Origin of the sequence: Frigoribacterium sp. PhB107, from assembly GCF_003751515.1 — a bacterium.
Classification (GTDB): domain Bacteria; phylum Actinomycetota; class Actinomycetes; order Actinomycetales; family Microbacteriaceae; genus Frigoribacterium.
In genome coordinates, this window is the sequence record NZ_RJKU01000001.1 from 1,301,402 (window position 1) to 1,322,126 (window position 20,725).

Below are 20,725 nucleotides of genomic sequence, written 5' to 3' on the forward strand. Positions count from 1 at the left end.
CACGGCCGCGCCGCGATGTCGGGCCGGCGATCCCTCCTCAGCCCGGCGACGCGCCACGGCCGTCCCCAGCGACCCTCCGCCCCTCGTCGGCGAGACCGGACGCCGCGCGACAGTGTCGGCATGCACACCAGCACCCTCACCGACATCGTCGGCGACGCCGGGGGCTTCGCCACCCGTCAGCAGCTCCGTCGGGCCGGCGCGACGGATCGCGACCTCACCAGGGCCGTGCGGTCGGGCGACCTCCACCGGCCACGCCTCGGCTGGTACAGCAACCTGCCCCTCGACGACGACCGCGTCACGGCGGTCCGGGTCGGCGGGCGGCTGACGGGCGCCTCCGCCCTGTTCCACCTCGGCGGCTGGATGTGGGATCGTCCCGACTCGGTCTGCGTCTCCGTCCCGCCCCACGCAGCGCGGCTCCGCCGGTGTCGACGGTCACGGGTCGTGTGGGATCCGGTCGGCGTCCGGGAGCGGGGCGGTGTGGCCGTCGTCTCGATCGCGGACGCCCTCGTCCGAGCAGTCCTCGAGGAGGACTTCGAGATCGCGGTCGCGCTCTGCGACTGGGCCCTCCACCAGGAACGCCTGTCGGACGCCGAGTTCTGCGGGGTCCTCGCCCGTCTGCCCGCCGACGCCCGCGGCATCGCCGACTGGGTCGACGCCGACAGCGAGAGCATCCTCGAGAGCGTCGTGCGCACGCGGCTCCGGAGGGCGGGCTTCCACGTCACCTCGCAGGTGCCCGTCGGCTTCGGCCGCCACACCGACCTGGTCGTGAACGGCGTGCTCGGAGTCGAGACGGACGGGCGCAAGTGGCACGCAGACCGGTTCGACGCCGACGTCAGCAAGGACATGGCGACCTTGATCCGTCGGCGTATCCCCGTGCACCTCAGCTACGACCTGATCACGGAGCACTGGGACGTCGTCCTGGCCGCGATCGAGGCGGCGGTCCTGATGCACCGTGACGGGACGGCTGCCGGGCCCGTGCCGCGGAGCCGCACGCGCGTCCGCGACGACCTGCCGACCGGACGGACCCCAGGTCCGGGCCGAGGGCGGGACGAGGCGACCGGACGACGGTCGACGCACGGACGCTCGCGACCTGGCCGACGGTGGCGTCTGCCACGTCGTCGGCCCGACGAGGCGCATCACAGCTGGTCCCGCCGCCGTGAGCTCGCCCAGCGGCACCGAGCACAGGCCCGGGCCGCACGCGGGTCAGCCCTCTCCTCCGCCTCGGGTCATACTGGTCATGACCACCGCACCGGCGCGAAGGACTCACGATGACCGTCAGCAGCACGTCCACGGCCGCTCAGGCCCCGACCGGACCAGGCGGCCGGACGCCTGCCTCGGCTGCTCTGCGAGGATCGCGCGTCATCGCCGTGCTCCGAGCGCCCACGGTCGGGGAGCTCGAGCCCGTGGTCGAGGCCCTCGTCCGCGGAGGCATCCAGAGCATCGAGCTGACGCTCACGACGCCCGGTGTCCTGGCCGTGCTGCCCGATCTCGCCCGTCGCTTCGCCGACGCCGCCGAGATCGGCCTGGGGACGGTCACCACGGTCGAGCAGGGCCTGTCCGCCGTCGACCACGGCGCCGCCTACGTCGTCACGCCCATCACGTCGTCGGCCATCGCTGCCGCGGTCACGAGTCGTGGTGTGCCCTTCTACCCCGGCGGCCTGACCCCGACCGAGCTCTGGTCGAGCTGGTCATCGGGCGCCACAGCGGTCAAGCTCTTCCCCGCCTCGACGGTGGGGCCCGGCTACCTGGGGCAGCTGCGCGGCCCCTTCCCCGACCTGGAGGTCGTGCCGTCAGGCGGCATCGAGCTCGACGACGTCCCGGCGTGGATCCGCGCGGGCTCGCTCGCGGTGAGCCTCGGCGGTCCGCTCCTGCGTGACGCCTTCGCCGGAGGCGCTGCGAGCGCCCTCGAGGAGCGCGCACGCCGCGTCGTCGGGCTGGCCCGTGAAGCCGGGGAGGCACGGTGACGGACGCGACCGCCGCCTCCTCCAGCTCGACCAGGCGACCACGGGTCGTCACGCTCGGCGAGACCATGGGGCTGCTCTCCAACGCGCAGCCGGGGCCGCTCGCGCACGCGAGCACGATGCAGCTCGGCATCGGCGGCTCGGAGTCCAACGTCGCCATCGGCCTGAGCAGGCTCGGTGTGGACGTGACCTGGTTCGGCCGAGTGGGCGACGACTCCGTCGGCCGTCTCGTCGCTCGCGAGATCCGCGCCGAGGGCGTCGACGCCCGGGTCACGATCGACGACGGTGCGGCGACCGGCCTGATGATCAAGGAGCGTCGGACCTCGACCTCGCAGAACGTCACCTACTACCGGGCCGGGAGTGCCGGATCGCGTCTGTCGGCCGACGATCTCGACGAGTCGGCCATCGCCTCGGCGGACGTGCTGCACGTGACCGGCATCACGCCGGCTCTCTCCGACTCGGCTGCGCAGGCGGTCCGCCGAGCCGCCGACGTCGCCCGCGAGGCGGGTGTCCTGGTGTCGTTCGACGTCAACTACCGGCGTGCCCTGTGGTCGACGGGTGACGCCGCGACGTTCTGCCGGGAGTTCGCAGCCGGCTGCGACGTGCTGTTCGCCGGAGAGGACGAAGCCGCGATGCTGCTCGGGCCGGCCGCCTCGGCGTCGTTCGCCACCGACGCCGCCGCCGCCGGTTCCCCCTCCGATGCCGCTGCCGCAGCCGCAGCACTGGCATGCGGCCTCGCCGAGCTCGGTCCGCGGCAGGCCGTCGTCAAGTGCGGTGCGGCCGGTGCCGTGGCGATGGTCGACGGCCAGCTCGTCACGCAGGTGGCCGTGCCGATCGTCGCCCACGACACGGTCGGGGCCGGGGACGCGTTCGTCGCGGGCTACCTCGCCGAGCTCGCGGCCGGGAGCGACGCACCGACCCGCCTGCAGACCGCCGCGACGGTCGGGGCGTTCGTCTGCCTGGCGGCCGGGGACTGGGAGGGCCTGCCCCGACGGCCCGAGCTGGGGCTGCTTCACGCCCGCGAGGCAGTCACGCGCTGACGACGCTGACGAGCGCTGACACGCTCGCAGCCTCGACGCGCGCCGTCACCGCCGCACCGTGTCTCGAGCGCCCGCCGTTCGCTGTCCGCCTTGTCGAGGGTCGTGGTCTCGGGCACGATGGCCCCATGCCCCACGTCACCGCGATCTGCCGCGTCCACGCCCTGCTCGACGACTCCGGCAGCGTCGGCGTGACCGCGATCGACAAGCGACCGGTCGAGGGGTCGGTGCCCGTCCGCAAGCTCGGCCTGAGGGGTGACGTCCAGGCCAGTCGTGCCCACCACGGCGGCGAGGACAAGGCCGTGTACGCCTTCGCGGACGAGGACGCCGACCACTTCGCCGACCTCCTCGGCCGTGAGGTGCTCCCCGGTTCGTTCGGCGAGAACCTCCGCACGTCGGGCCTCGACGTCACCGGCGCCGTCATCGGCGAGCGGTGGGCCGTCGGCGAGCGTCTCGTCCTCGAGGTGACCATGCCGCGGACTCCGTGCGCCACGTTCGCGCGTCGACTCGGCGAACGGGGCTGGGTGCGGCGGTTCCAGGAGGAGGGCAGGCCCGGCGCGTACCTCAAGGTGGTCGTCAGCGGCGAGATCTCCGCGGGCGACGACCTCCGGGTCGTCTCGCGCCCCGAGCACGGCGTCACCATCGGCGAGTGCTTCGCGGGGCTCGCTCCTGAGCGGGCCGCACTGCTGTTGAGCGATCAGGAGTCGCCGTCGCTCGCGCCCGTGATGCGCGACGTCGCCGAGCTCGCCGCGTCCCGCGCCTGAGTCGTCGACAGCGCGGCGGCGTCAGCGTCAGCGGCTCCGCTCGCCGCGGCCCCGGCTGCGGCTGCGGCGGCGGTGGCGGCGGCCCGGGGTCAAGCGCCCGAAGTTCGCCCTGCGACGCGTCCGGCCTGCTCGACGCCGGGTGTGCCCGCGGTGAAACCGAGGCTGCGCGCACTGCACGATATTTGACGCGAACAACTACTCGTGCGAGAGTACCTCGGTGTCCTCCATCCGCCTCTTCGTGCTCGACTCGTTCGCGCGCCACGGCGAGATGCACGGGCACCAGCTCAAGCTCCAGGCCGAGCAGGAACACGTCCACCAGTGGACCGACATCTCGGTCGGCGGGCTGTACGGCGCCCTCAAGCGCCTCGCCGCCGAGGGCCTGCTCACCCCCGTCCGCACCGAGCGCGAGGGCAACTTCCCCGAGCGCCAGGTCTGGGCGATCACCGACGCCGGCCGCGCGGCCCTCGCCGACTCCCGCCGGCACGCGCTCGAGACCGTCGTGCTGCGGCCCGACCCCTTCGACCTCGCGCTGACCCGCGTCGACCCCGACGCCATCGACGACCTGGTCGGCACGGTCCACGAACGTCGTCGGGCGGTCCGTCGTCTCCTCGACGACGAGATCGAGCACCACCGTCGCGCCAGCCCCTGGCTCTCCGTCGCCGAGAAGCACGCGATGGCGCACCGAGAACACCGGCTCCGCGCCGAGCTCGACTGGCACGACACGCTCGTCGACGCGCTCCCCGAGATCGTCGCCGACGAGGAGGCGGGTGCCAGGCACGCACTGACTCCCGGCTCCCCCGGTCGGTAGCGACCGCCTCCTCGACTCCCGTCTCCCTCTTCCGGCCACCCGCCGGGCACCCGACCCTGCCCCCTGAAAGGCACCTCCATGACCGACGCCACCGCCCGGGCAGCCGCCCCGGCGCCCGCCATCCCCCGCCAGTCGTGGCTCGCCCTGTCGGCGCTGCTGCTCGGCATGTTCATCGCCCTGCTGGACACGACGATCGTCAACGTCGCTCTGCCGACGATCAGGACGAACCTCGACGCCTCCGAGTCGACGCTGTCGTGGATCATCTCGGGCTACGCGCTGGCGTTCGGCCTGACGCTCATCCCGGCCGGCCGCATCGGCGACCGCATCGGGCACAAGTGGGTCTACTTCTCGGGCGTGCTGCTGTTCACGCTGGCCAGCCTCGCCTGCGGCGTGGCCACGAGCGACCACCAGCTCGTCGTGTTCCGCGTCGTGCAGGGGCTCGCGGGCGGCATCTTCGTGCCGGCCGTGACGGCGTTCATCCAGCTGCTGTTCCCGGGGCGGTCGCGCGGCAAGGCCTTCGCCATCATGGGAGCGGTCATCGGCGTCTCGTCGGCCCTCGGGCCGATCATCGGCGGACTGCTCATCCAGGCGTTCGGCGACGAGCACGGCTGGCGTCTCGTGTTCTTCGTGAACCTGCCCTTCGGCATCATCACGCTGATCGCGGCCGCCGTGCTGCTCCCCCGTCGCGACGAGTCCGTGCCTCGCCCCGACCGCGGGCTCGACTGGTTCGGCCTGCTGCTCGTGTCGGCGGCGTTCGTCGCGCTGCTCGTCCCGCTGATCCAGGGGCAGGACGAGGGCTGGCCCCTCTGGACCTACCTGAGCATCGCCGGCGGCCTCGTGCTGCTCGCGCTGTTCGGGCTGTGGGAGGTGGCCTACACCCGCCGAGGACGCACGCCTCTGGTGCCCCCCAAGCTGTTCTCCCACCCGCAGTTCACGGGCGGCGTCGTCCTGGCCCTCGTGTACTTCGCGGCCTTCACCAGCATCTTCTTCACGATCTCGCTGCTCTGGCAGTCGGGCCTCGGGAACAGCGCCCTCGCCTCCGGCGCCGTCGCCATCCCGTTCGCGGTCGGCAGCATCATCTCGTCGTCGCAGAGCAACCAGCTCGCCCAGAAGCTCGGCCGCAACGTGCTGGTGCTCGGGACGGCCCTCGTCACGATCGGGCTCGGGGCGATGTGGATCATCCTCCTCGTCGTCGAGCCGGCCGATCTCACCAACTGGATCCTGCTGGTCCCGCTGCTGGTGGCCGGCCTCGGGAACGGCTTCTTCATCGCCCCGAATGTGCAGTTCATCGTGGCCACGGTCGACCCGCAGGACGCCGGCTCGGCCAGCGCCGTGATCTCCGCCATCCAGCGCATCGGCTCGGCGGTGGGCATCGCCATCATCGGCAGCGTGCTCTTCGGGTCGCTGCCCGGCGGCCGCGAGCTGGCGACGGCGGCAGGCCGTGCCGCGGGCTTCACCGACGCCTCCGCCGCGGCCATGGGCGTCAGCGCGGCGTTCGCGCTCGTCGCCTTCGCGCTGGTGTTCGCCCTGCCGCGCCGGGTCGGCCACGGCCGCCCCTCGGGCGCCGGATCCGGAGCCGGAGGAGACGCCGCCTCCGGAGCAGACGCAGGTCCGAGAGCGGGCAGCCACGGCGGCTCGGGCAAGCACGCCGGGGCCCCCACGGCCTGACGCGCCGCGCGCGCACCGCACCTCCCCTCGCCTCGCCTCGGCACGCGGGCCACGCAGGGCGTCGACGACTCAGGAGTCGTCGACGCCCTGTCGTCGTCCCCGCAGGCTCCGCGGTCGCTCTCGCCACCGCCTCCTGACTCGTCGACACGCTCGACGCGCTCGACACGCTCGACACGCTCGCCGCGCTCGACGTGCCTGCCCCCTCCACGCGCCTGACGCACCTGTCCGCCCAGCCCACCCCGCCGCCTCGGGGTGACCGCACCCGGGCAGATCGGAGGTCCGCCAGGCAGACTGGCCCGATGCCCCTCGCCTCTCCGACGACATCGACGCGCCGCGACCGCGTCCTGCCGCTCGACGGCCTGCGCACGGTCGCCATCGCCTTCGTGGTGCTCTACCACCTGCACGTGCCCGGCTTCGGCAGCGGATTCGTGGGCGTCAACGTCTTCTTCGTGCTCTCCGGCTACCTCATCACGACGCTGCTGCTCGGCGAGCACGCCCGCACGGGCCGCATCCGCCTGGGCCGCTTCTGGGTGAGGCGGATCCTGCGCCTGTACCCGACCCTGCTCGCCGTCGTGGTCGTCGGCGTCGCCCTGTGGTGGCTGATCGGCGACTACCAGGGCTCGACCATGAGCGCCCTCGGCGCTGCGGCGGTCGCGCTCACCTACACGGGCAACGTCGCCCGCTCGTTCCTCGGCGAGTCGCAGGGCGTGTTCTCGCCCATGTGGAGCCTCTCGATGGAGGAGCAGTTCTACATCGTCTGGCCGCCCCTCCTCATGCTCCTCATCGCTGTCGTCGCCACCCGCCGGGTCATGGTGGCCGTGCTCGGCGCGCTCGTCGTGGCCTCCGTGGTGGCGTCGGGCTTCCTCTTCGAGGCGCCCGGGGGCGGGTCGACGCCCGACATCTACTTCAGCCCGGTGCTGAACGTGGCCCCGCTGTTGCTCGGCTGCGGACTGGCGCTCGTGATGGGCTCCGAGAAGGGGCAGGCGCTGTTCCGCGGCCGCCTCGGCAGCGTCGCCACCTGGGTCGGTCTCGCCGGCGTCGTCGGATCGCTGGCGGCGATCGGCAGCGGCTGGCAGCAGAACGTCACCACCTTCACGGTGATGCTGCCCGGCGTCGCGATCGCGTCGGCACTGCTGATCGGCGGCCTGGTCTCCCGGCCGTCGCTCCCCGCCCGGGTGCTCTCGCTCAGCCCCGTCGCCTGGTTCGGCCGGGCGCTCTCGTACCCGATCTACCTCTGGCACGTCGTCTTCATCGCCCTCATCACCCCCGTCGTCCCCGGTGCGCTCGGCGTCGTGGCTGTGATCGCCGCGTCCGTCGTCACGGCGTACCTCTCGCACCGCTTCGTCGAGGGGCCGGCCCTTCGTCTCAAGGACCGCCTCGGCACGTCCGCCAAGGAGGCGCGGAGCACGACACCGGCAGAGCGCGAGCTGACGAACGCCTGACGGTCGCGAACACGACGGCGGCCGCGGCCGTCGTGTCCGCTCCTCATCCAGCCGCCACACGACGCGGCGCCGGGTACGACGTCACGCGACCTGGCGTGGCCTGACGTGCGTTCCTCGGCCTAGGAGCCGACCTCGACGAGCACGCGCGGCAGCTCCGTGAGCAGCTCGCTCGCGAGGAACCCGAGGGGACCCACTCCGACGGCCAGCCGGTCGCCCGCCGACGAGTGGGCGTGGGTCGCCCACGTCGCGGCCTGTGCCGGCGTGGCCCCGCGGGCGGCGAGCCCGGCCACGGCCCCTGCGAGGACGTCTCCGCTGCCCGAGGTGCCGAGGCCGACGTGGCCCGCACCCGAGCGCCGGAGTCGCCCGTCCGGCGACGCGACCAGGCTCTGGCAGGCGACCACCGCCTCCCACCGGGCTGCGATCTCGAGCAGGTCGCTCGGCAGGTCGTCCACGTCTCGGTCGAGCAACCGGCCAGCCTCGCTCGTGTTCGGGGTCATGACGAGTCGGCCGCGCAGCCGGTCGACCGCACCGCCGCAGCGCGGCAGCACCCCGAGGGCGAACGCGTCGAGGACGACCACCGTCTCGTCCCCCACGAGGTCAGGCAGGAGGCGCACCAAGGCCTCGGCCTCGTCGGCGTCGTCGAGCCCCGACCCGGCGAGCACGGCGTCGGCGCCCTGGAGGTCGTCGGCCGCCGCCCCCAGCGACGAGCCGACCACATGCCCCTCCGGGGTCTCGCCCAGGGGAACGACGCCCGCCTCCGGCAGGGCCACCGCGACGTGCGGGGCGACCGAGCCGGCGACGGCGAGCGTGAGACGACCCGCGCCGACGCGCAGCGCTGCGAGCGCGCCTAGCATCGCTGCACCGGGCGTGCGCGCGGCTCCGCCCACGACGACGACCTGCCCGCGCGAGTACTTGCCGTCGCCGGCGGTCGGGAGGGGCCAGGCGCGCAGCAGCTCGGGCGTGATGACGTGCTCAGTGCGGTCGGACATCGCGGTCTCCTTCGTGGACGGTGACGGGTGCGTCCTCCTCGGCCAGGTGGTCGACGTCCGCGAAGCGGTCGAGGGTCCACCAGGAGGCACCCGCCTCGCGGCGCAGGGTGGTCACGGAGGCGTTCGTGACGGTGTTGCCGCGGGCGAACTCGAGCAGGTCGTCCTCGCTCAGCCCGGTGCAGACGTAGACGACGAGCATGATGACGGCATCGTGCGCGGTGAGCACGACGCGCTGGGTGCCGGTCTCGCCGGCCAGGTCGTCGAGGTCGCGGAGCACCGAGCGGACTCGGAGGGCCACGTCGGACCAGGACTCGCCGCCGGGCGGACGGTGGTAGAACTTGCCGAGTCGGTGACGGCGTGCCGCCTCCTCGGGGTGCCGTGCCTCGACCCCGCGACGGGTCAGCAGGTCGAGCACCCCGAGCTCGCGGTCGCGGAGTCGCTCGTCCACGCGGATCGTGGGCTCGAGACCGGCCTCCTCCACCGCCGTCCCGATGGTCTGTCGGGCACGCAGGTAGGGCGAGCACCAGAAGGCGGTGCCGCTGCCTCCGTCGCCCCCTGCGACCGCACCCAGGTCGAGGCCGTCGAGCCATGAGGCGAGCGCGCGCGCCTGTTCGATCCCCTTCTCGCTGAGGGGGACGTCGGCGTCGCGCTCGTCGACGTCGATCGTCTCGGAGCCGGCTGCCTCGGCGGCCGTGGCGGCGACGTTCGCGGTGCTCTCGCCGTGGCGGACGAGGAGGAGTTCCCTGATCATGTCGACGACGGTAGGCGGTCGCGCGGCGTCGCGACCACCCGGCCGTGCGGTCGGCGGCGAGGGTGTCGAGACCTGGCCGACGCCTCCTCGTCACGACCTGCGGAGCGTGGCATCCTGGGCCGATGGCGACGACGACCGAGCAGGTGCAGGCGATCTGCGCCGAGCAGCCCTCTGCCGAGCTGACGTTCCCGTTCGGGCTCGAGATCGCCGTGTACAAGGTGCGCGGCAAGATCTTCGCCCTGGTGCCCGTCGACGCCGAGACGCCGTCCGTCTCGCTCAAGGCGGTGCCGGAGCACGCCGAGCAGCTACGCGCCGAGCACCCCGAGATCACTCCGGGGTGGCACCTGAACAAGCGGCACTGGATCACGCTCGACCTGTCGGGCGACCTGCCCGCGACCATGGTCGAGGACCTCGTGGGCAACTCGTACGACCGCGTGGTCGCGGGCATGCCGAAGTCGCGTCGCCCGCTGGCGTAGTCGGCCGCCCGCGCGGCGAGGCGGGGCCGTCGTTCGTGGTGTCGACGGCGTCGACGGCGTCGAGGACTCAGGCGACGACGACGACCTGCGCCGCCCAGCCCGGCGCCGAGTCCAGCGTCGACGCCGACACCTGATTCGTCGACGCGCGAACAGGGAGGCGCACGAGCGATGGCAGCGGCGGGCTACGGATGCAGCGGGGGCGGGGGCGCGCTAGCCGCGTCGCGGCCGCGCGACGGCGGGCACGCCGACCGCGACCGACCCAGGCGGCACGTCGTGCGTGACGACCGCGCCCGCGCCGACGACGCTGTCGGCCCCGACGACGACCCCGCCGAGCACGGCCGCGCCCGCGCCGATCGTGACGCCGCGCTCGAGCGTCGGGTGCCGACGCCCGGTGACGCCACGGCCGCCCTTGCCCCCGAGGGTCACCCCGTGGAACAACGTGCAGTCGTCGCCGACGACCGCCGTCTCGCCGACGACGGTCCCCATCCCGTGGTCGATGAAGAGCCTGCGCCCGAGCACGGCGCCGGGGTGGATCTCGACGCCGGTCGCCGTCCGCGCGACCTGCGACAGCACCCGGGCGACGAACCGCGAGCCGAGGAGGCGCGGCGCGCCTCCCGCACGCCACAGCCTGCTGGTCAGGCGGTGCACCCAGACCGCGTGCAGCCCCGAGTAGACGAGTGCCGTCTCGAGCCGTCCGCGGGCCGCGGGATCGCGTCGCCGGACGGTGGCGAGGTCCTCGCGGAGCCGCGCGACCAGCCGCACGCTAGGCGTCCGCGAGGTCCTGGAACAGCACCGTCGAGAGGTAGCGCTCGCCCGTGTCGCAGACGATCGCGACGATGCGCTTGCCGGCGTTCTCGGGACGGGCGGCGATCTCGAGGGCGGCGTGCACGATGGCTCCCGACGAGATCCCGGAGAGGATGCCCTCCTTCGTGCCGAGGTCCCGCGCGACGCGCAGGGCGTCGTCCAGCTGCACGGGGAAGACCTCGTCGATCTGTGACCGGTCGAGCACCTCCGGCACGAAGTTCGCGCCGATGCCCTGGATCTTGTGCGGTCCGGCCTTGCCCTCGCTGAGCAGGGGCGAGTCGGCGGGCTCCACGGCGACGACCTTCACGCCCGGCACCTCCTCGTGCAGCACTTGGCCGACGCCCGTGATCGTGCCGCCGGTGCCGACGCCCGCGACGAAGAAGTCGACGGCGCCGTCGGTGTCCCGGATGATCTCGCGCGCCGTCGTGCGGCGGTGGATCTCGGCGTTCGCCAGCGTCTCGAACTGCTGGGCCCAGACGGCGCCCTCGGTCTCGTCGACGATCTGCCTCGCGCGCTCGACGGCGCCGCGCATGCCCTCGCTGCCCGGGGTCAGGACGACCTCGGCGCCGTAGGCCTTGATCAGGGTGCGGCGCTCGACGCTCATCGTCTCGGGCATCGTGATCACGACGCGGTAGCCACGGGCGGCGCCCACGAGGGCGAGGGCGATCCCGGTGTTGCCGCTCGACCCCTCGACGATCGTGCCGCCGGGCTCCAGCTGGCCCGACGCCTCCGCCGCGTCGACGATGGCGACGCCGAGACGGTCCTTGACGCTGGCGCCCGGGTTGTAGAACTCGAGCTTCACGACGACCTCGGCACCTCCGGGCACCGCCAGGCGGTTGAGGCGCACGAGGGGCGTGTCGCCGAAGGCGGAGGTGATGTCGTCGTGGATGCCGGTCATGCGCGTCTCTTCCGTGAGGTGGGTCGGTACGTACGAACAGACCTCAGTGTAGGCAGCGGACCTGCGCCGTCGCCCCAGATGACGCCCAGCGGCGGACCCACGACACGTGGGACCGGGCAGTCCGTCCACGCGGCAGCTCAGCGGGCAGTCGACGCGTCGACGGATCAGGAGACGGAAGAGGCGCGGCCCGGCCCGCCGAGGACGCGGCGTCCCTGACGACGCCCGCGCCTGAGTCCTCGACACGAGTGCGCGAGGCACGGCGCAGCCGCGCCACGCGAGTGCGCGACGCACGGCGCAGCCGCGCGACGCGGCGCGGCGCGACAGCGCGGCGCCCCGCCGCACACGAGGTGCGACGGGGCGCCGAGGTCGAGCGGCGGGCCTATGCGCCGGTGACCTTGCCCGGGTTGAACACGCGCCCCGGGTCGGCCGAGTCGAACAGCCCCTGCATGACGGCGACGCCCTCGGGCGAGACGTCCTGGGCCAGCCAAGGCTGGTGCTCCAGGCCGACGCCGTGGTGGTGCGACACGGTCGCGCCGGTGTCGATGAACGCCTGCTGGATGGCGTGCTTCACGACGTCGTACTCCGCCTCGGCCTGCTCGCCGTGCTCGAAGGCGAACGTGAAGTAGAGGCAGGCGCCCGAGTGGTACGAGTGCGACAGGTGCCCCATGATCCAGCCCTGCACGCCGATCTGGTCGAAGGCCTGGTTGGCGGCGGCGTAGACGCGCGACGACACGGCGCGCAGCTTCGACCAGGGCGCGGCGGTCTCGGAGACGTCGGCCGCGCCTCCGTGGTCCATGAAGAAGTCGCGCAGGTAGGGCGTGTCGAACTTCTTCTGGTCGTAGAGCTTGCCCGGGCCCTTGCCCACGCCCATGCCCTTGTTCGCCTTGACGATCTTGGCGACCGCCTTCTGGGTCTGGGCGACGTGCTCGGGACTGCCCTCGTAGCCGATGAACGACAGGCACATCGCGTCGACGTCCCAGCCCTTGGCCTTGAGCACCTTCGGCAGCGCGTCGTTGACGACCTTCGAGATGCCCGTGCTCGCCTTCGAGGTCGCGAACGAGAACGCCGTCTCGTGCGCGTCCGAGACGCGGGTCACCGACGGCCGCGCGTCGCTCTCGGCGATGGCCTGCATGGCGGCCAGGCCGTCGTGCCACGACGGGAACAGGTAGGCGAGGATCTCGCGCTTCTCGGGCAGGCGGTGCACCTGGGCCGTGACCTCCGTGATGACGCCGAGGCGCCCCTCCGAGCCGATGATCATCTCGCGCAGCGAGGGCCCGGTGGAGGCGCTCGGCACGGCGCGGATCGCGAGGACTCCCCCGGGACGCACGACGCGCAGCCCCTTGGTGATGTCCGCGATGTCGCCGTACTTGTCGCTCTGCATGCCGGAGGAGCGGGTCGCGACCCAGCCCCCCATGGTCGAGTGGGTGAAGCTGTCCGGGAAGTGGCCGAGGGTCCAGCCGCGCGCGTTCAGCTGCTCCTCGAGGTCGGGGCCCTGGCCGCCGGCCTGGATGCGGGCGAGGCCGCCGTCCTCGTCGATGTCCAGCACCTTCGAGAGGCGGCCCATGTCGAGCGAGACCACGGTGCGCTCCTCGGTCGGCATCGGCTCGAGGCTGCCGACGATGTTGCTGCCGCCGCCGAAGGGGATCAGCACGACGTCGCTCGCGACGGCGAGGTCGACGATCTGCTGCACCTCGGCCTCGTCGGCGGGGTAGACCACCAGGTCGGGCACACGCTCGAGGATGCCCGCTCGGATGCGGATCAGGTCGCGGATGCTCTTGCCGTAGGTGTGTACGACGCGGTCGTGGTCGCCCTGGTCGACGTGCTCGGGCCCGACGATCTGCACGAGCGAGTCGAGCACCTCGGCCGAGGCGCGCGAGGCGGGGACGGTCAGCTGGGCGAAGTCGAGGCCCGTGTCGTGCTGGCCCTGGGTCAGCTCGACGCCGACGATCTTCTTCACGAAGGGGGCGAACCCGGGCTTGTCCTCGTGGTGGAACGCGACGCCCTCGACGCCCCAGCCCCACCACTTCATGTGGGCGACGCCGTGGTCGGCGGCCGTGGTCTGGGGCTTGTTCTGGACGTCGGTCACGGTCGTGCTCCTTCAGAGGGGTGTTCGGGGCCCAGGATGCGGGCGGTGTTCGCGTCCTTGAGACGCAGGATCTCGGCGCGGAGCCGAGCGGAGAAGTCGAGGGGCGTCTCGCCGGGCTCGGGACGCATCGGGTCGCCGAACGCGACGCCGACGGGCAGCCGGCCGGGTCGCGGCCAGCTCGAGCCGCGCGGGTGCGCGATGTGCGCCCCGATCAGCGCGAGCGGGATGATCGGCACGTCGCAGGCGGCGGCGAGCGCCGCGGCACCGGGCTTGAAGGAGGCGACGGTGCCGTCCTTGGACCGCGTGCCCTCCGGGAACACCAGCACCGGGTAGCCGCGCTCGAGCAGCGAGCGGGCGCTGACGGTCGGCTGGCCGGCCCGACGCCGGGCGGCGACCTTGGCGGCGGCCTTGCGGCGCGCCGCGGACGGGATCGCCGTCGCGCCCGTCGAGGGGTGCGCGGCCGCGGCGGCGGCTGCGGCGGCCACGGCCCCCGGCGCCTGGGGCGTCGGCGACCCGGGCGTGCCCGCCGGGGTCGCGGTCGACGACCCGCGCTGCACGGGGAACGCGTTGAAGAACAGCTCGGTCAGCTTGCGGCGCCACGGCACGTCGAAGAAGTAGTCCGCGGCGGCGCCGGTGGCGAGGTAGCGGGCCAGGCGACGCGGCAGGGCGCCGAGGATGAGCGGCGCGTCGAGGTGGCTCGAGTGGTTGGCGACCACGATGAAGCCGCCCTCGACGCCCTTGAGCCGGTCTCGGTCGATGACGGTGACGCTCGTGATCGACCAGATCGTGGGCTTGAGGACGACGCGCTGGGCGACGTAGCGGGCCATCGCGTGGCCGCGCGAGCTGAAGCGGTCCTTGACGTCGACGGCGGCGCGGGCGACGGCGTCGCGGCGCGGGCGAGCCGCGCGAGCGTCGGCGGCGGCGGCGGCGGCGGCGGCGGACGACGACGACGCGGCCGACGGTGACGCAGCAGCAGACGAGGCGGGCTCCGCCTCGGCGGCCTGCTCGGTCTCGTCGGGTCGCTCGTCGCGGGCCACCGTCACCGCTCCACCGGAGCGTCCGTGCCGGCAGCACCGCCGGCGACGGCGTCCGCGGGCGCACGGCGGCTCGACGAGATCGCGCCGGACACGGCGCGCACGGCACTGCCCGGAGCGTGCTTGACCAAGCCGATCAGCACCTTGTACCGAAGCGTGGGCATGGACACCACCTTGCCTCTCTCGACGTCGCGCAGGCACGCGGACACCAGTCGTTCGGCGCTGAGCCACATCGAGTTGGGTATGGACGACGACCGGATCCCGGCGCGCTGATGGAACTCCGTGCGCACCCACCCCGGCTGCAGCACCGTGACGCCCACGCCGCTGCCCTTCAGCTCGACCGCGAGGCCCTCGCTGAACGAGTTGACCCACGCCTTGATCGACGAGTAGCTGCCCATCGCCATGAAGCCCGCGACGCTGCCGACGTTGACGATGTGGCCGGAGCCACGGAGGCGCATCGCGCGCCCCGCGGACGCCGAGAGCACCAGCACGCTCCGCACCATCACCTCGAACGCCCGGTCGTGCACGGCCGTGTCGGTGCTCGTCAGCGGCTCGTGCACGCCGAGGCCGGCGTTGTTGACGAGCAGGTCGACCGGACGGTCGACCTCGGCGAGCCGAGCGGCCACCCGGTCGACGTCGGCACGGTCGCCGAGGTCGGCGGAGAGCACCTCGACGTCGCGTCCGAGGGCCCTCAGCTCGAGGGCGGTCAGGTCGAGTCGGGCGGGGTCGCGGGCGACCAGGACGATGTCCCAGCCGCGGGCGGCGAGTTGGCGGGCGAATTCGGCTCCGATGCCGGACGTGCCCCCGGTGACGAGCGCTGTTGCCATGCCGCTTACGATACGGTCTTGTCGGGAAACTGCGTGCATCGTGTCCCGTTCACCACCGCGATGAGGTCCCCCGGAGGAACACAGCCATGACGACCGATCGCGACCCCTACGACTCGAGCACCTTCGACATCCGCGAGTTCACCCTGACCGCCCAGGGCACGCTCCGCGCCGAGCTCGACCTGGCCCCCTTCGACGCCGCGCCGCTCAGCCCGGACGAGCTCCGCCTCCTGCGCCACCTCGGCCGCCTCGAGAGCGCGACGATGGAGCACCTCCGCAACCTGCTCGTCACGGCCACGCACAAGGACGCCCGGGTCACCGCGTTCCTCGTCACCTGGGCGTTCGAGAAGTACTGGATCGCCGACGCCGTCGACGCCGTGCTCGAGGCGAACGGCGAGCCGCGCCTCAAGGACGTCGAGGAGGGGCCCCGCCGACACAGCCCCGCCGAGGCCGTCGAGCGGCGCGGCCCGATCACCCGCGCGATCGAGGCGATCGGACGCGGCGTGCCCATCGTGGCCGTGCACATGACCACCGGCCTCGTCGACGAGTGGGTGATGCGGCACGCGTACGACGTCCTCGTCGAGCGCGCCGACAGCCCCGCGCTGACGGCTGTCGTCGAGCGCCTCCGCACCGTCAAGGCGCGGCACGAGGAGTTCTTCGACGTCGAGGCACGCTGGCGCCTCGAGGACTCGGCCCGTGCCGTGAAGCAGACCCGCGCCTCCTTGTCGACGGCCGTCTGGCCGCTGGGCGCCGTCGAGCGCTCGGACGCCGAGCGCACCTTCTTCGACGCCGCGGTGTGGGGCGGCGCCGCCGGCCACCTGCGGGCGGACGCCGTCGGCGACCGCGTCGCCTCCCTGCCCGGACTCGACGCCTCCGTGGGCGCCGCCGTGACCCGAAAGCTCACCGCATGACCGTCCCTGCCCCCTCCTCCGTCCCCGGCTCGACCGTGACCAGCCTCGGCTCGGCGCACGTGCTCCTGACCGGCGGCACCGGCTTCGTCGGCCAGGCGATCCTCGAGCGGCTGCTGTCGTCGCACCCCGACACGACGGTCACGCTGCTCATCCGCCCGAAGGCCGGCACGTCGGCCCTGGCCCGTCTGCGACACCTCCTCAAGAAGCCCGTGTTCGCGTCGTGGCGCGAGCGCGTCGGGGCGGACGAGGTCGAGCGCGCGTTGACCGAGCGGCTGCGGGTCGTCGAGAGCTCCCTCGGCTCGCTGCCCGCCCTGCCGGGCGACCTCGACGTCGTCATCCACAGCGCGTCGACCGTGTCGTTCGACCCGCCGATCGACCAGGCGTTCGACACGAACGTGGGCGGCGCCGTCGGTCTCTACGAGGCGCTGGTCGCGGCGGGCGGCGACCCGCACGTCGTCCACGTCTCGACGGCCTACGTCGGGGGCATCCGCAAGGGCGTCTTCCCCGAGGCGGCGCTCCGCCACGACGTCGACTGGCGCGCCGAGCACGCGGCCGCCCGCGACGCCCGCGCCCGCGTCGAGGCGGCGTCGCGCCAGCCCGAGACGCTCCGCGGGTTCCTGGCCGAGGGCCGGGCGGGCCACGGCAAGACCGGACCGCAGGCCGTCGCGGCGGCAGCCGAGGAGGCGCGGGTCGCCTGGGTGGCCGCCCGTCTCGTCGACTACGGGCGCACCCGCGCCGAGACCCTCGGCTGGACCGACGTCTACACGCTGACCAAGGCCTTCGCCGAGCGCGCCGCCGAGCAGATCTGGGCGGCCGAGGGCCACCGGCTCTCCGTCGTCCGGCCCGCGATCGTGGAGAGCGCCCTGCGCCACCCCTACCCGGGCTGGATCGACGGCTTCAAGGTCGCCGACCCGCTGATCATGTCGTACGCCCGCGGCCTGCTGCCCGAGTTCCCCGGGGTGCCCGACAGCGTCCTCGACATCGTGCCGGTCGACTACGTGGTGAACGTGATCCTGGCCGTGGCCGCGAACCCGGCCGGCGCCTCCTCGGCCTCTGCCGTCGACTCCAGTGCGGCCGGCGCCGTCGCGTCGGGCGCTGCGACCGACGGCGCTGCCCCGGCCTCGGCCTCGGCGCCCGAGCCGCAGTACTTCCACGTCGCGTCGGGCAACAGCAACCCGTTCCCGATCCTGCGGATGTTCGACAACCTCAAGACGTTCTTCACGGCGAACCCGCTGCCGCGCGACGAGCACACGATCATCCCCGTGCCGACCTGGGACTTCCCCGGCGTGCGCAAGGTGGAGGGCGCGATCCGGACCGCTCAGCGCGCGAACGACTGGCGCGAGCGCGTGCTCGTCCGCCTGCCCTCGACGACCCGCACCCGCACGGCCCTCACCGGCGTGCAGACGCGGCGGGCCGACCTCGAGTCGCTGCAGAGCCTGACCGACCTGTACCGGCACTACGTGCAGTCCGAGATCATCTTCGACGACCGCCGCACGCGCGCCCTGCACGACGGCCTCCCCGAGGAGGCGCCGGCCGACATCGGCTTCGACGTGACGGACATCGACTGGGAGGACTACTTCCAGACCGTGCACTTCCCGTCGATCACCGCGATGACGCGGGCGTTCTCGGTCCGTCCCGCGGCGGCCGGCGCCGTGCTCGACGCCCGGGCCCTGCCGCAGCGCAGCGACGTCGTCGCCGTCTTCGACCTCGAGGGCACCGTGCTCGACTCGAACATCGTCGAGCAGTACCTCTGGGTGCGCTCGAACGGCTTCCGCAAGGCGGCCTGGCCCGCCGAGGTCGCGTCGCTGCTGACCGGGCTGCCCGCCTACCTGCGCGCCGAGGGGCGCGACCGGGGCGAGTTCATCCGGGCGTTCCTCCGCCGCTACGCCGGCATGCCCGTCTCGCGGCTGAAGGGCGTCGTCCGCTCGGCCGGCTACGCCGAGACGGTCCGCCGGCACACCCTGCCCGAGGCGCTCGCGCGCATCGCCGAACACCGCGCCGCCGGGCACCGCACCGTGCTCGTCACGGGCTCCATCGGCACCCTCGCGACCCCCATCGCCCACCTCTTCGACGAGGTCGTCGCGAGCACGATGCACGAGCGCGACGGCGTCCTCACGGGCTACCTCGCCCAGCCGCCGCTCGTCGACGAGGCCCGCGCCGCGTGGCTCGCGCAGTGGGCCCTCGAAGAGGGAATCGACCTCACGGGGTCGTACGGGTACGGTGACAGCCACGCCGACCTGGCGTGGCTGGAGATGCTCGGCAACCCGTCCGCCGTCAACCCCGACGCCAATCTCGCACGCGAGGCGCTCCGAAGAAGATGGAGCATCCGAGATTGGTCGCGTGCCCGCGGTTCGTCCGCGTCCGGAACATCGACGGCCCCGGCCGTCGGCACCACCTCGAAAGGAGAAGGAGACAGGGTCTGACGACCCGCGCCTCCTCACGCCACATGGCATTCGACATCGACAAGTTCGCCGCCACCAGCGAGCGCATCACCTGGGACGACCTCGACCTGGACCACTTCAAGGAGAACCCGCTCAGCCCGGACTCCCTCCGCACCCTGCGCTACATGGCCGACGTGGAGTACCACACGGTCTGCTACACCCGTGACCTGCTGACGACGCCCTCGCACAAGGAGGGCGACGTCTCGACCTTCATGACCATGTGGAACCGCGAGGAGTTCTGGCACGGCGAGGCCCTCGCCGCGATCCTCGAGGTGCACGGCGAGAAGGTCGACTACGACCAGCTGCGCGCGAACCGGCTCAAGCTCGGCTGGCGCGACAAGCTCGACCCGGTCAAGCAGGGCCTGCTCGGCAAGTTCGTCGGCTCGGACTTCGTGGCCGTGCACATGTCGTGGGGCGCCGCCAACGAGTACTCGGCCGTCGCCGCCTACAAGCGGATGGCCGCCCTCGAGAAGGACCCGGTGCTCGCCGAGCTGCTCGTGCGCATCGCCCGCCAGGAGTCGCGCCACGTCGCGTTCTACGTGTCACAGGCCCGTGAGCGCCTGCTCAAGAGCAAGAAGGCGCAGAAGCTGACCCGCTTCCTGCTGCAGAAGGTCTGGGCGCCCGTCGGCTCGTCGATCATGGAGCTCGACGACGTGAAGTTCGTCTTCGGTCAGCTGATGAGCGGCGAGGAGGGCCGCAAGGCCGCCGAGAAGCTCGACGCCAACATCTCGAACCTGCCCGGCATGTCGGGGCTGACGATCTTCCAGAAGGCGCTCGACGGGCTCGGCGTCACGCACGGCCCCGCCGCGGGCGGCTCGGTCAGCGTCGCCTGACGGCTCGTCCGGCACCGATCCCCTCCTCGGCCGCAGGCCGTCCCGCCTCGGCGGGGCGGCCTGCGGCTCCGTTAGTCTGGGGTGGTCGGGCACCCGGCCGACCATCGAGAGGCGACACCACGTGAAGACGAGCCACCTGAGGCACTTCCTCGTCGCGGCCGAGGTGCTGCACTTCCCCGTCGCGGCCGACAAGCTCGGGATCTCGCGGCAGAAGCTCGAGTCGTCGATCGAGGCGCTCGAGCTCGAGTTCGGGCAGAAGCTGTTCGATCGCGATGCCTCGCCCTACCGCTTGACCAAGGCGGGCCGCGCGGCCGTGGTCGTCGCCGAGGAGGAGCTGGCCAGCCCCTCGACACCGCCCGCGCCGCCTGCTCCCCCGGCCGGCGGCAAGGCCAAGGCGTCGAAGGGCAAGGGGCGCACCCCGGCGGTCAAGGGGCAGCCGAAGCCGTTCAAGAAGCGCCAGGGGCGCTAGGGGTCACAGGGCGCCAGGGGCGTCGGCGGCAACAGGGCGCCAGGGGCGTCGGCGGTCCAAGGGCGCTAGCCGGCCTCGCCGCTGCTCGTCTCCGCGAACCAGCCCGCGTACCGGGTGTTCTCGGCCATGCGGCGGGTCTCGTCGGGGGCGTCGTCGTCCCACCAGACCGGGCCCCGCTCGCCGAGCGCCGTCTTCGCGGCGTCGACCCGGGCCCGGGCGGCCTCGCGGGCCCTGGCGTCGTCGTCGGCCAGCGCGGTCTTCTTCGCGCGCCGCGCCTCCATCAGCTCGTGCACCAGCTCGGCCCGACGCTGCTCGGGCAGCGACGGGTCCGTGCGGCGCCAGAGCCGCCCGCGGACGACGAGGTAGCGGCCGTCGGGCGTGACGAGGGGTGCGGGTGCGTCGGCCATGCGGCCAGTCTGCCGCGCGCCGTGCGGCCCCGGCCCGCCCCGCCCCGGGTCCCCTGTCGACGATTCAGGCGACGGCGTCGACGGCGGGCCCGAGGTCCGGGCACGGGGCACATCCGCGACGG

The 20,725-nt window shown here is 73.2% G+C and carries 20 protein-coding genes; 12 read left to right on the forward strand and 8 right to left on the reverse strand.

All coding sequences use genetic code 11. From position 1 onward, the window contains the following. The first annotated feature begins 120 nt into the window (after positions 1 to 120). The 7 genes from EDF18_RS06015 (at position 121) to EDF18_RS06045 (ending at position 7,680) form a co-directional block, all read left to right on the forward strand. Positions 121 to 1,272 carry a type IV toxin-antitoxin system AbiEi family antitoxin domain-containing protein gene (locus EDF18_RS06015; RefSeq protein ID WP_123546810.1) on the forward strand — a complete coding sequence of 384 codons (1,152 nt, stop codon included), beginning with the start codon at positions 121 to 123 and terminating at the stop codon, positions 1,270 to 1,272. Continuing rightward, complete coding sequence (locus tag EDF18_RS06020) at positions 1,269 to 1,964, forward strand: bifunctional 4-hydroxy-2-oxoglutarate aldolase/2-dehydro-3-deoxy-phosphogluconate aldolase (protein ID WP_123546811.1); 696 nt, start codon at positions 1,269 to 1,271, stop codon at positions 1,962 to 1,964. The genes EDF18_RS06015 and EDF18_RS06020 overlap by 4 nt, the downstream gene beginning before the upstream one ends. Beyond that, positions 1,961 to 3,001, forward strand: a complete 1,041-nt coding sequence (locus tag EDF18_RS06025) for a sugar kinase (RefSeq protein WP_233568998.1) — start codon at positions 1,961 to 1,963, stop codon at positions 2,999 to 3,001. The genes EDF18_RS06020 and EDF18_RS06025 overlap by 4 nt, the downstream gene beginning before the upstream one ends. Positions 3,002 to 3,126: 125 nt before the next feature. Continuing rightward, positions 3,127 to 3,762, forward strand: a complete 636-nt coding sequence (locus EDF18_RS06030; RefSeq protein ID WP_123546812.1) for an MOSC domain-containing protein — start codon at positions 3,127 to 3,129, stop codon at positions 3,760 to 3,762. Between the two features lie 217 nt (positions 3,763 to 3,979). Further along, positions 3,980 to 4,570 (forward strand): PadR family transcriptional regulator, encoded by a 591-nt coding sequence (locus EDF18_RS06035; protein ID WP_199732335.1) that lies wholly within the window; start codon positions 3,980 to 3,982, stop codon positions 4,568 to 4,570. 78 nt (positions 4,571 to 4,648) lie between these two features. Continuing rightward, a complete protein-coding gene (locus EDF18_RS06040; RefSeq protein WP_123546813.1) occupies positions 4,649 to 6,238 on the forward strand; it encodes an MFS transporter in 1,590 nt (529 codons plus the stop codon). Positions 6,239 to 6,537: 299 nt separating this feature from the next. Next, entirely contained in the window at positions 6,538 to 7,680 is a 1,143-nt protein-coding gene (locus tag EDF18_RS06045) for an acyltransferase (protein WP_123546814.1), read from the forward strand. A gap of 119 nt (positions 7,681 to 7,799) precedes the next feature. Here EDF18_RS06045 and EDF18_RS06050 read toward each other — a convergent pair whose 3' ends face one another. Both EDF18_RS06050 and EDF18_RS06055 read right to left on the reverse strand, forming a co-directional pair. Beyond that, positions 7,800 to 8,669 (reverse strand): NAD(P)H-hydrate dehydratase, encoded by an 870-nt coding sequence (locus EDF18_RS06050; RefSeq protein ID WP_123546815.1) that lies wholly within the window; start codon positions 8,667 to 8,669, stop codon positions 7,800 to 7,802. Then, positions 8,653 to 9,420: a histidine phosphatase family protein gene (locus EDF18_RS06055; protein ID WP_123546816.1), complete on the reverse strand. Its 768-nt coding sequence runs from the start codon at positions 9,418 to 9,420 to the stop codon at positions 8,653 to 8,655. The genes EDF18_RS06050 and EDF18_RS06055 overlap by 17 nt, the downstream gene beginning before the upstream one ends. Before the next feature lie 122 nt (positions 9,421 to 9,542). Here EDF18_RS06055 and EDF18_RS06060 point away from each other — a divergent pair, with 122 nt between their 5' ends. Then, entirely contained in the window at positions 9,543 to 9,896 is a 354-nt protein-coding gene (locus EDF18_RS06060) for an MmcQ/YjbR family DNA-binding protein (RefSeq protein ID WP_123546817.1), read from the forward strand. A gap of 210 nt (positions 9,897 to 10,106) precedes the next feature. On the opposite strand, the gene epsC is transcribed toward EDF18_RS06060, so the two are convergent. The 5 genes from epsC to EDF18_RS06085 all read right to left on the reverse strand — a co-directional run bounded on the left by epsC (position 10,107) and on the right by EDF18_RS06085 (position 15,545). Continuing rightward, positions 10,107 to 10,658: a serine O-acetyltransferase EpsC gene (gene epsC / locus EDF18_RS16585; protein WP_123546818.1), complete on the reverse strand. Its 552-nt coding sequence runs from the start codon at positions 10,656 to 10,658 to the stop codon at positions 10,107 to 10,109. Position 10,659: 1 nt separating this feature from the next. Continuing rightward, positions 10,660 to 11,598 (reverse strand): cysteine synthase A, encoded by a 939-nt coding sequence (cysK, locus tag EDF18_RS06070; protein WP_123546819.1) that lies wholly within the window; start codon positions 11,596 to 11,598, stop codon positions 10,660 to 10,662. Between the two features lie 379 nt (positions 11,599 to 11,977). Continuing rightward, the gene (locus EDF18_RS06075; RefSeq protein ID WP_369878173.1) at positions 11,978 to 13,684 is read right to left on the reverse strand and encodes an FAD-binding oxidoreductase; all 1,707 of its coding nucleotides are present in this window, start codon (positions 13,682 to 13,684) and stop codon (positions 11,978 to 11,980) included. Then, a complete protein-coding gene (locus tag EDF18_RS06080; protein ID WP_123546820.1) occupies positions 13,681 to 14,727 on the reverse strand; it encodes a 1-acyl-sn-glycerol-3-phosphate acyltransferase in 1,047 nt (348 codons plus the stop codon). Before EDF18_RS06080 ends, EDF18_RS06075 begins: the two co-directional genes overlap by 4 nt. Beyond that, entirely contained in the window at positions 14,724 to 15,545 is an 822-nt protein-coding gene (locus tag EDF18_RS06085; RefSeq protein WP_123546821.1) for an SDR family oxidoreductase, read from the reverse strand. The genes EDF18_RS06080 and EDF18_RS06085 overlap by 4 nt, the downstream gene beginning before the upstream one ends. Positions 15,546 to 15,631: 86 nt before the next feature. Between EDF18_RS06085 and EDF18_RS06090 the strand changes: the two genes are divergently transcribed. The 4 genes from EDF18_RS06090 to EDF18_RS06105 all read left to right on the forward strand — a co-directional run bounded on the left by EDF18_RS06090 (position 15,632) and on the right by EDF18_RS06105 (position 20,196). Next, a complete protein-coding gene (locus EDF18_RS06090) occupies positions 15,632 to 16,453 on the forward strand; it encodes a hypothetical protein (RefSeq protein WP_123546822.1) in 822 nt (273 codons plus the stop codon). After that, entirely contained in the window at positions 16,450 to 18,876 is a 2,427-nt protein-coding gene (locus EDF18_RS06095) for an SDR family oxidoreductase (protein ID WP_123546823.1), read from the forward strand. Before EDF18_RS06090 ends, EDF18_RS06095 begins: the two co-directional genes overlap by 4 nt. 23 nt (positions 18,877 to 18,899) lie before the next feature. Next, entirely contained in the window at positions 18,900 to 19,727 is an 828-nt protein-coding gene (locus EDF18_RS06100; protein WP_123546824.1) for a ferritin-like domain-containing protein, read from the forward strand. Between the two features lie 121 nt (positions 19,728 to 19,848). Continuing rightward, entirely contained in the window at positions 19,849 to 20,196 is a 348-nt protein-coding gene (locus EDF18_RS06105) for a LysR family transcriptional regulator (protein ID WP_123546825.1), read from the forward strand. 65 nt (positions 20,197 to 20,261) lie between these two features. Here the strand turns inward: EDF18_RS06105 and EDF18_RS06110 are convergent, their stop codons facing one another. Continuing rightward, a complete protein-coding gene (locus EDF18_RS06110; protein ID WP_123546826.1) occupies positions 20,262 to 20,603 on the reverse strand; it encodes a hypothetical protein in 342 nt (113 codons plus the stop codon). Between the last annotated feature and the right edge of the window lie 122 nt (positions 20,604 to 20,725).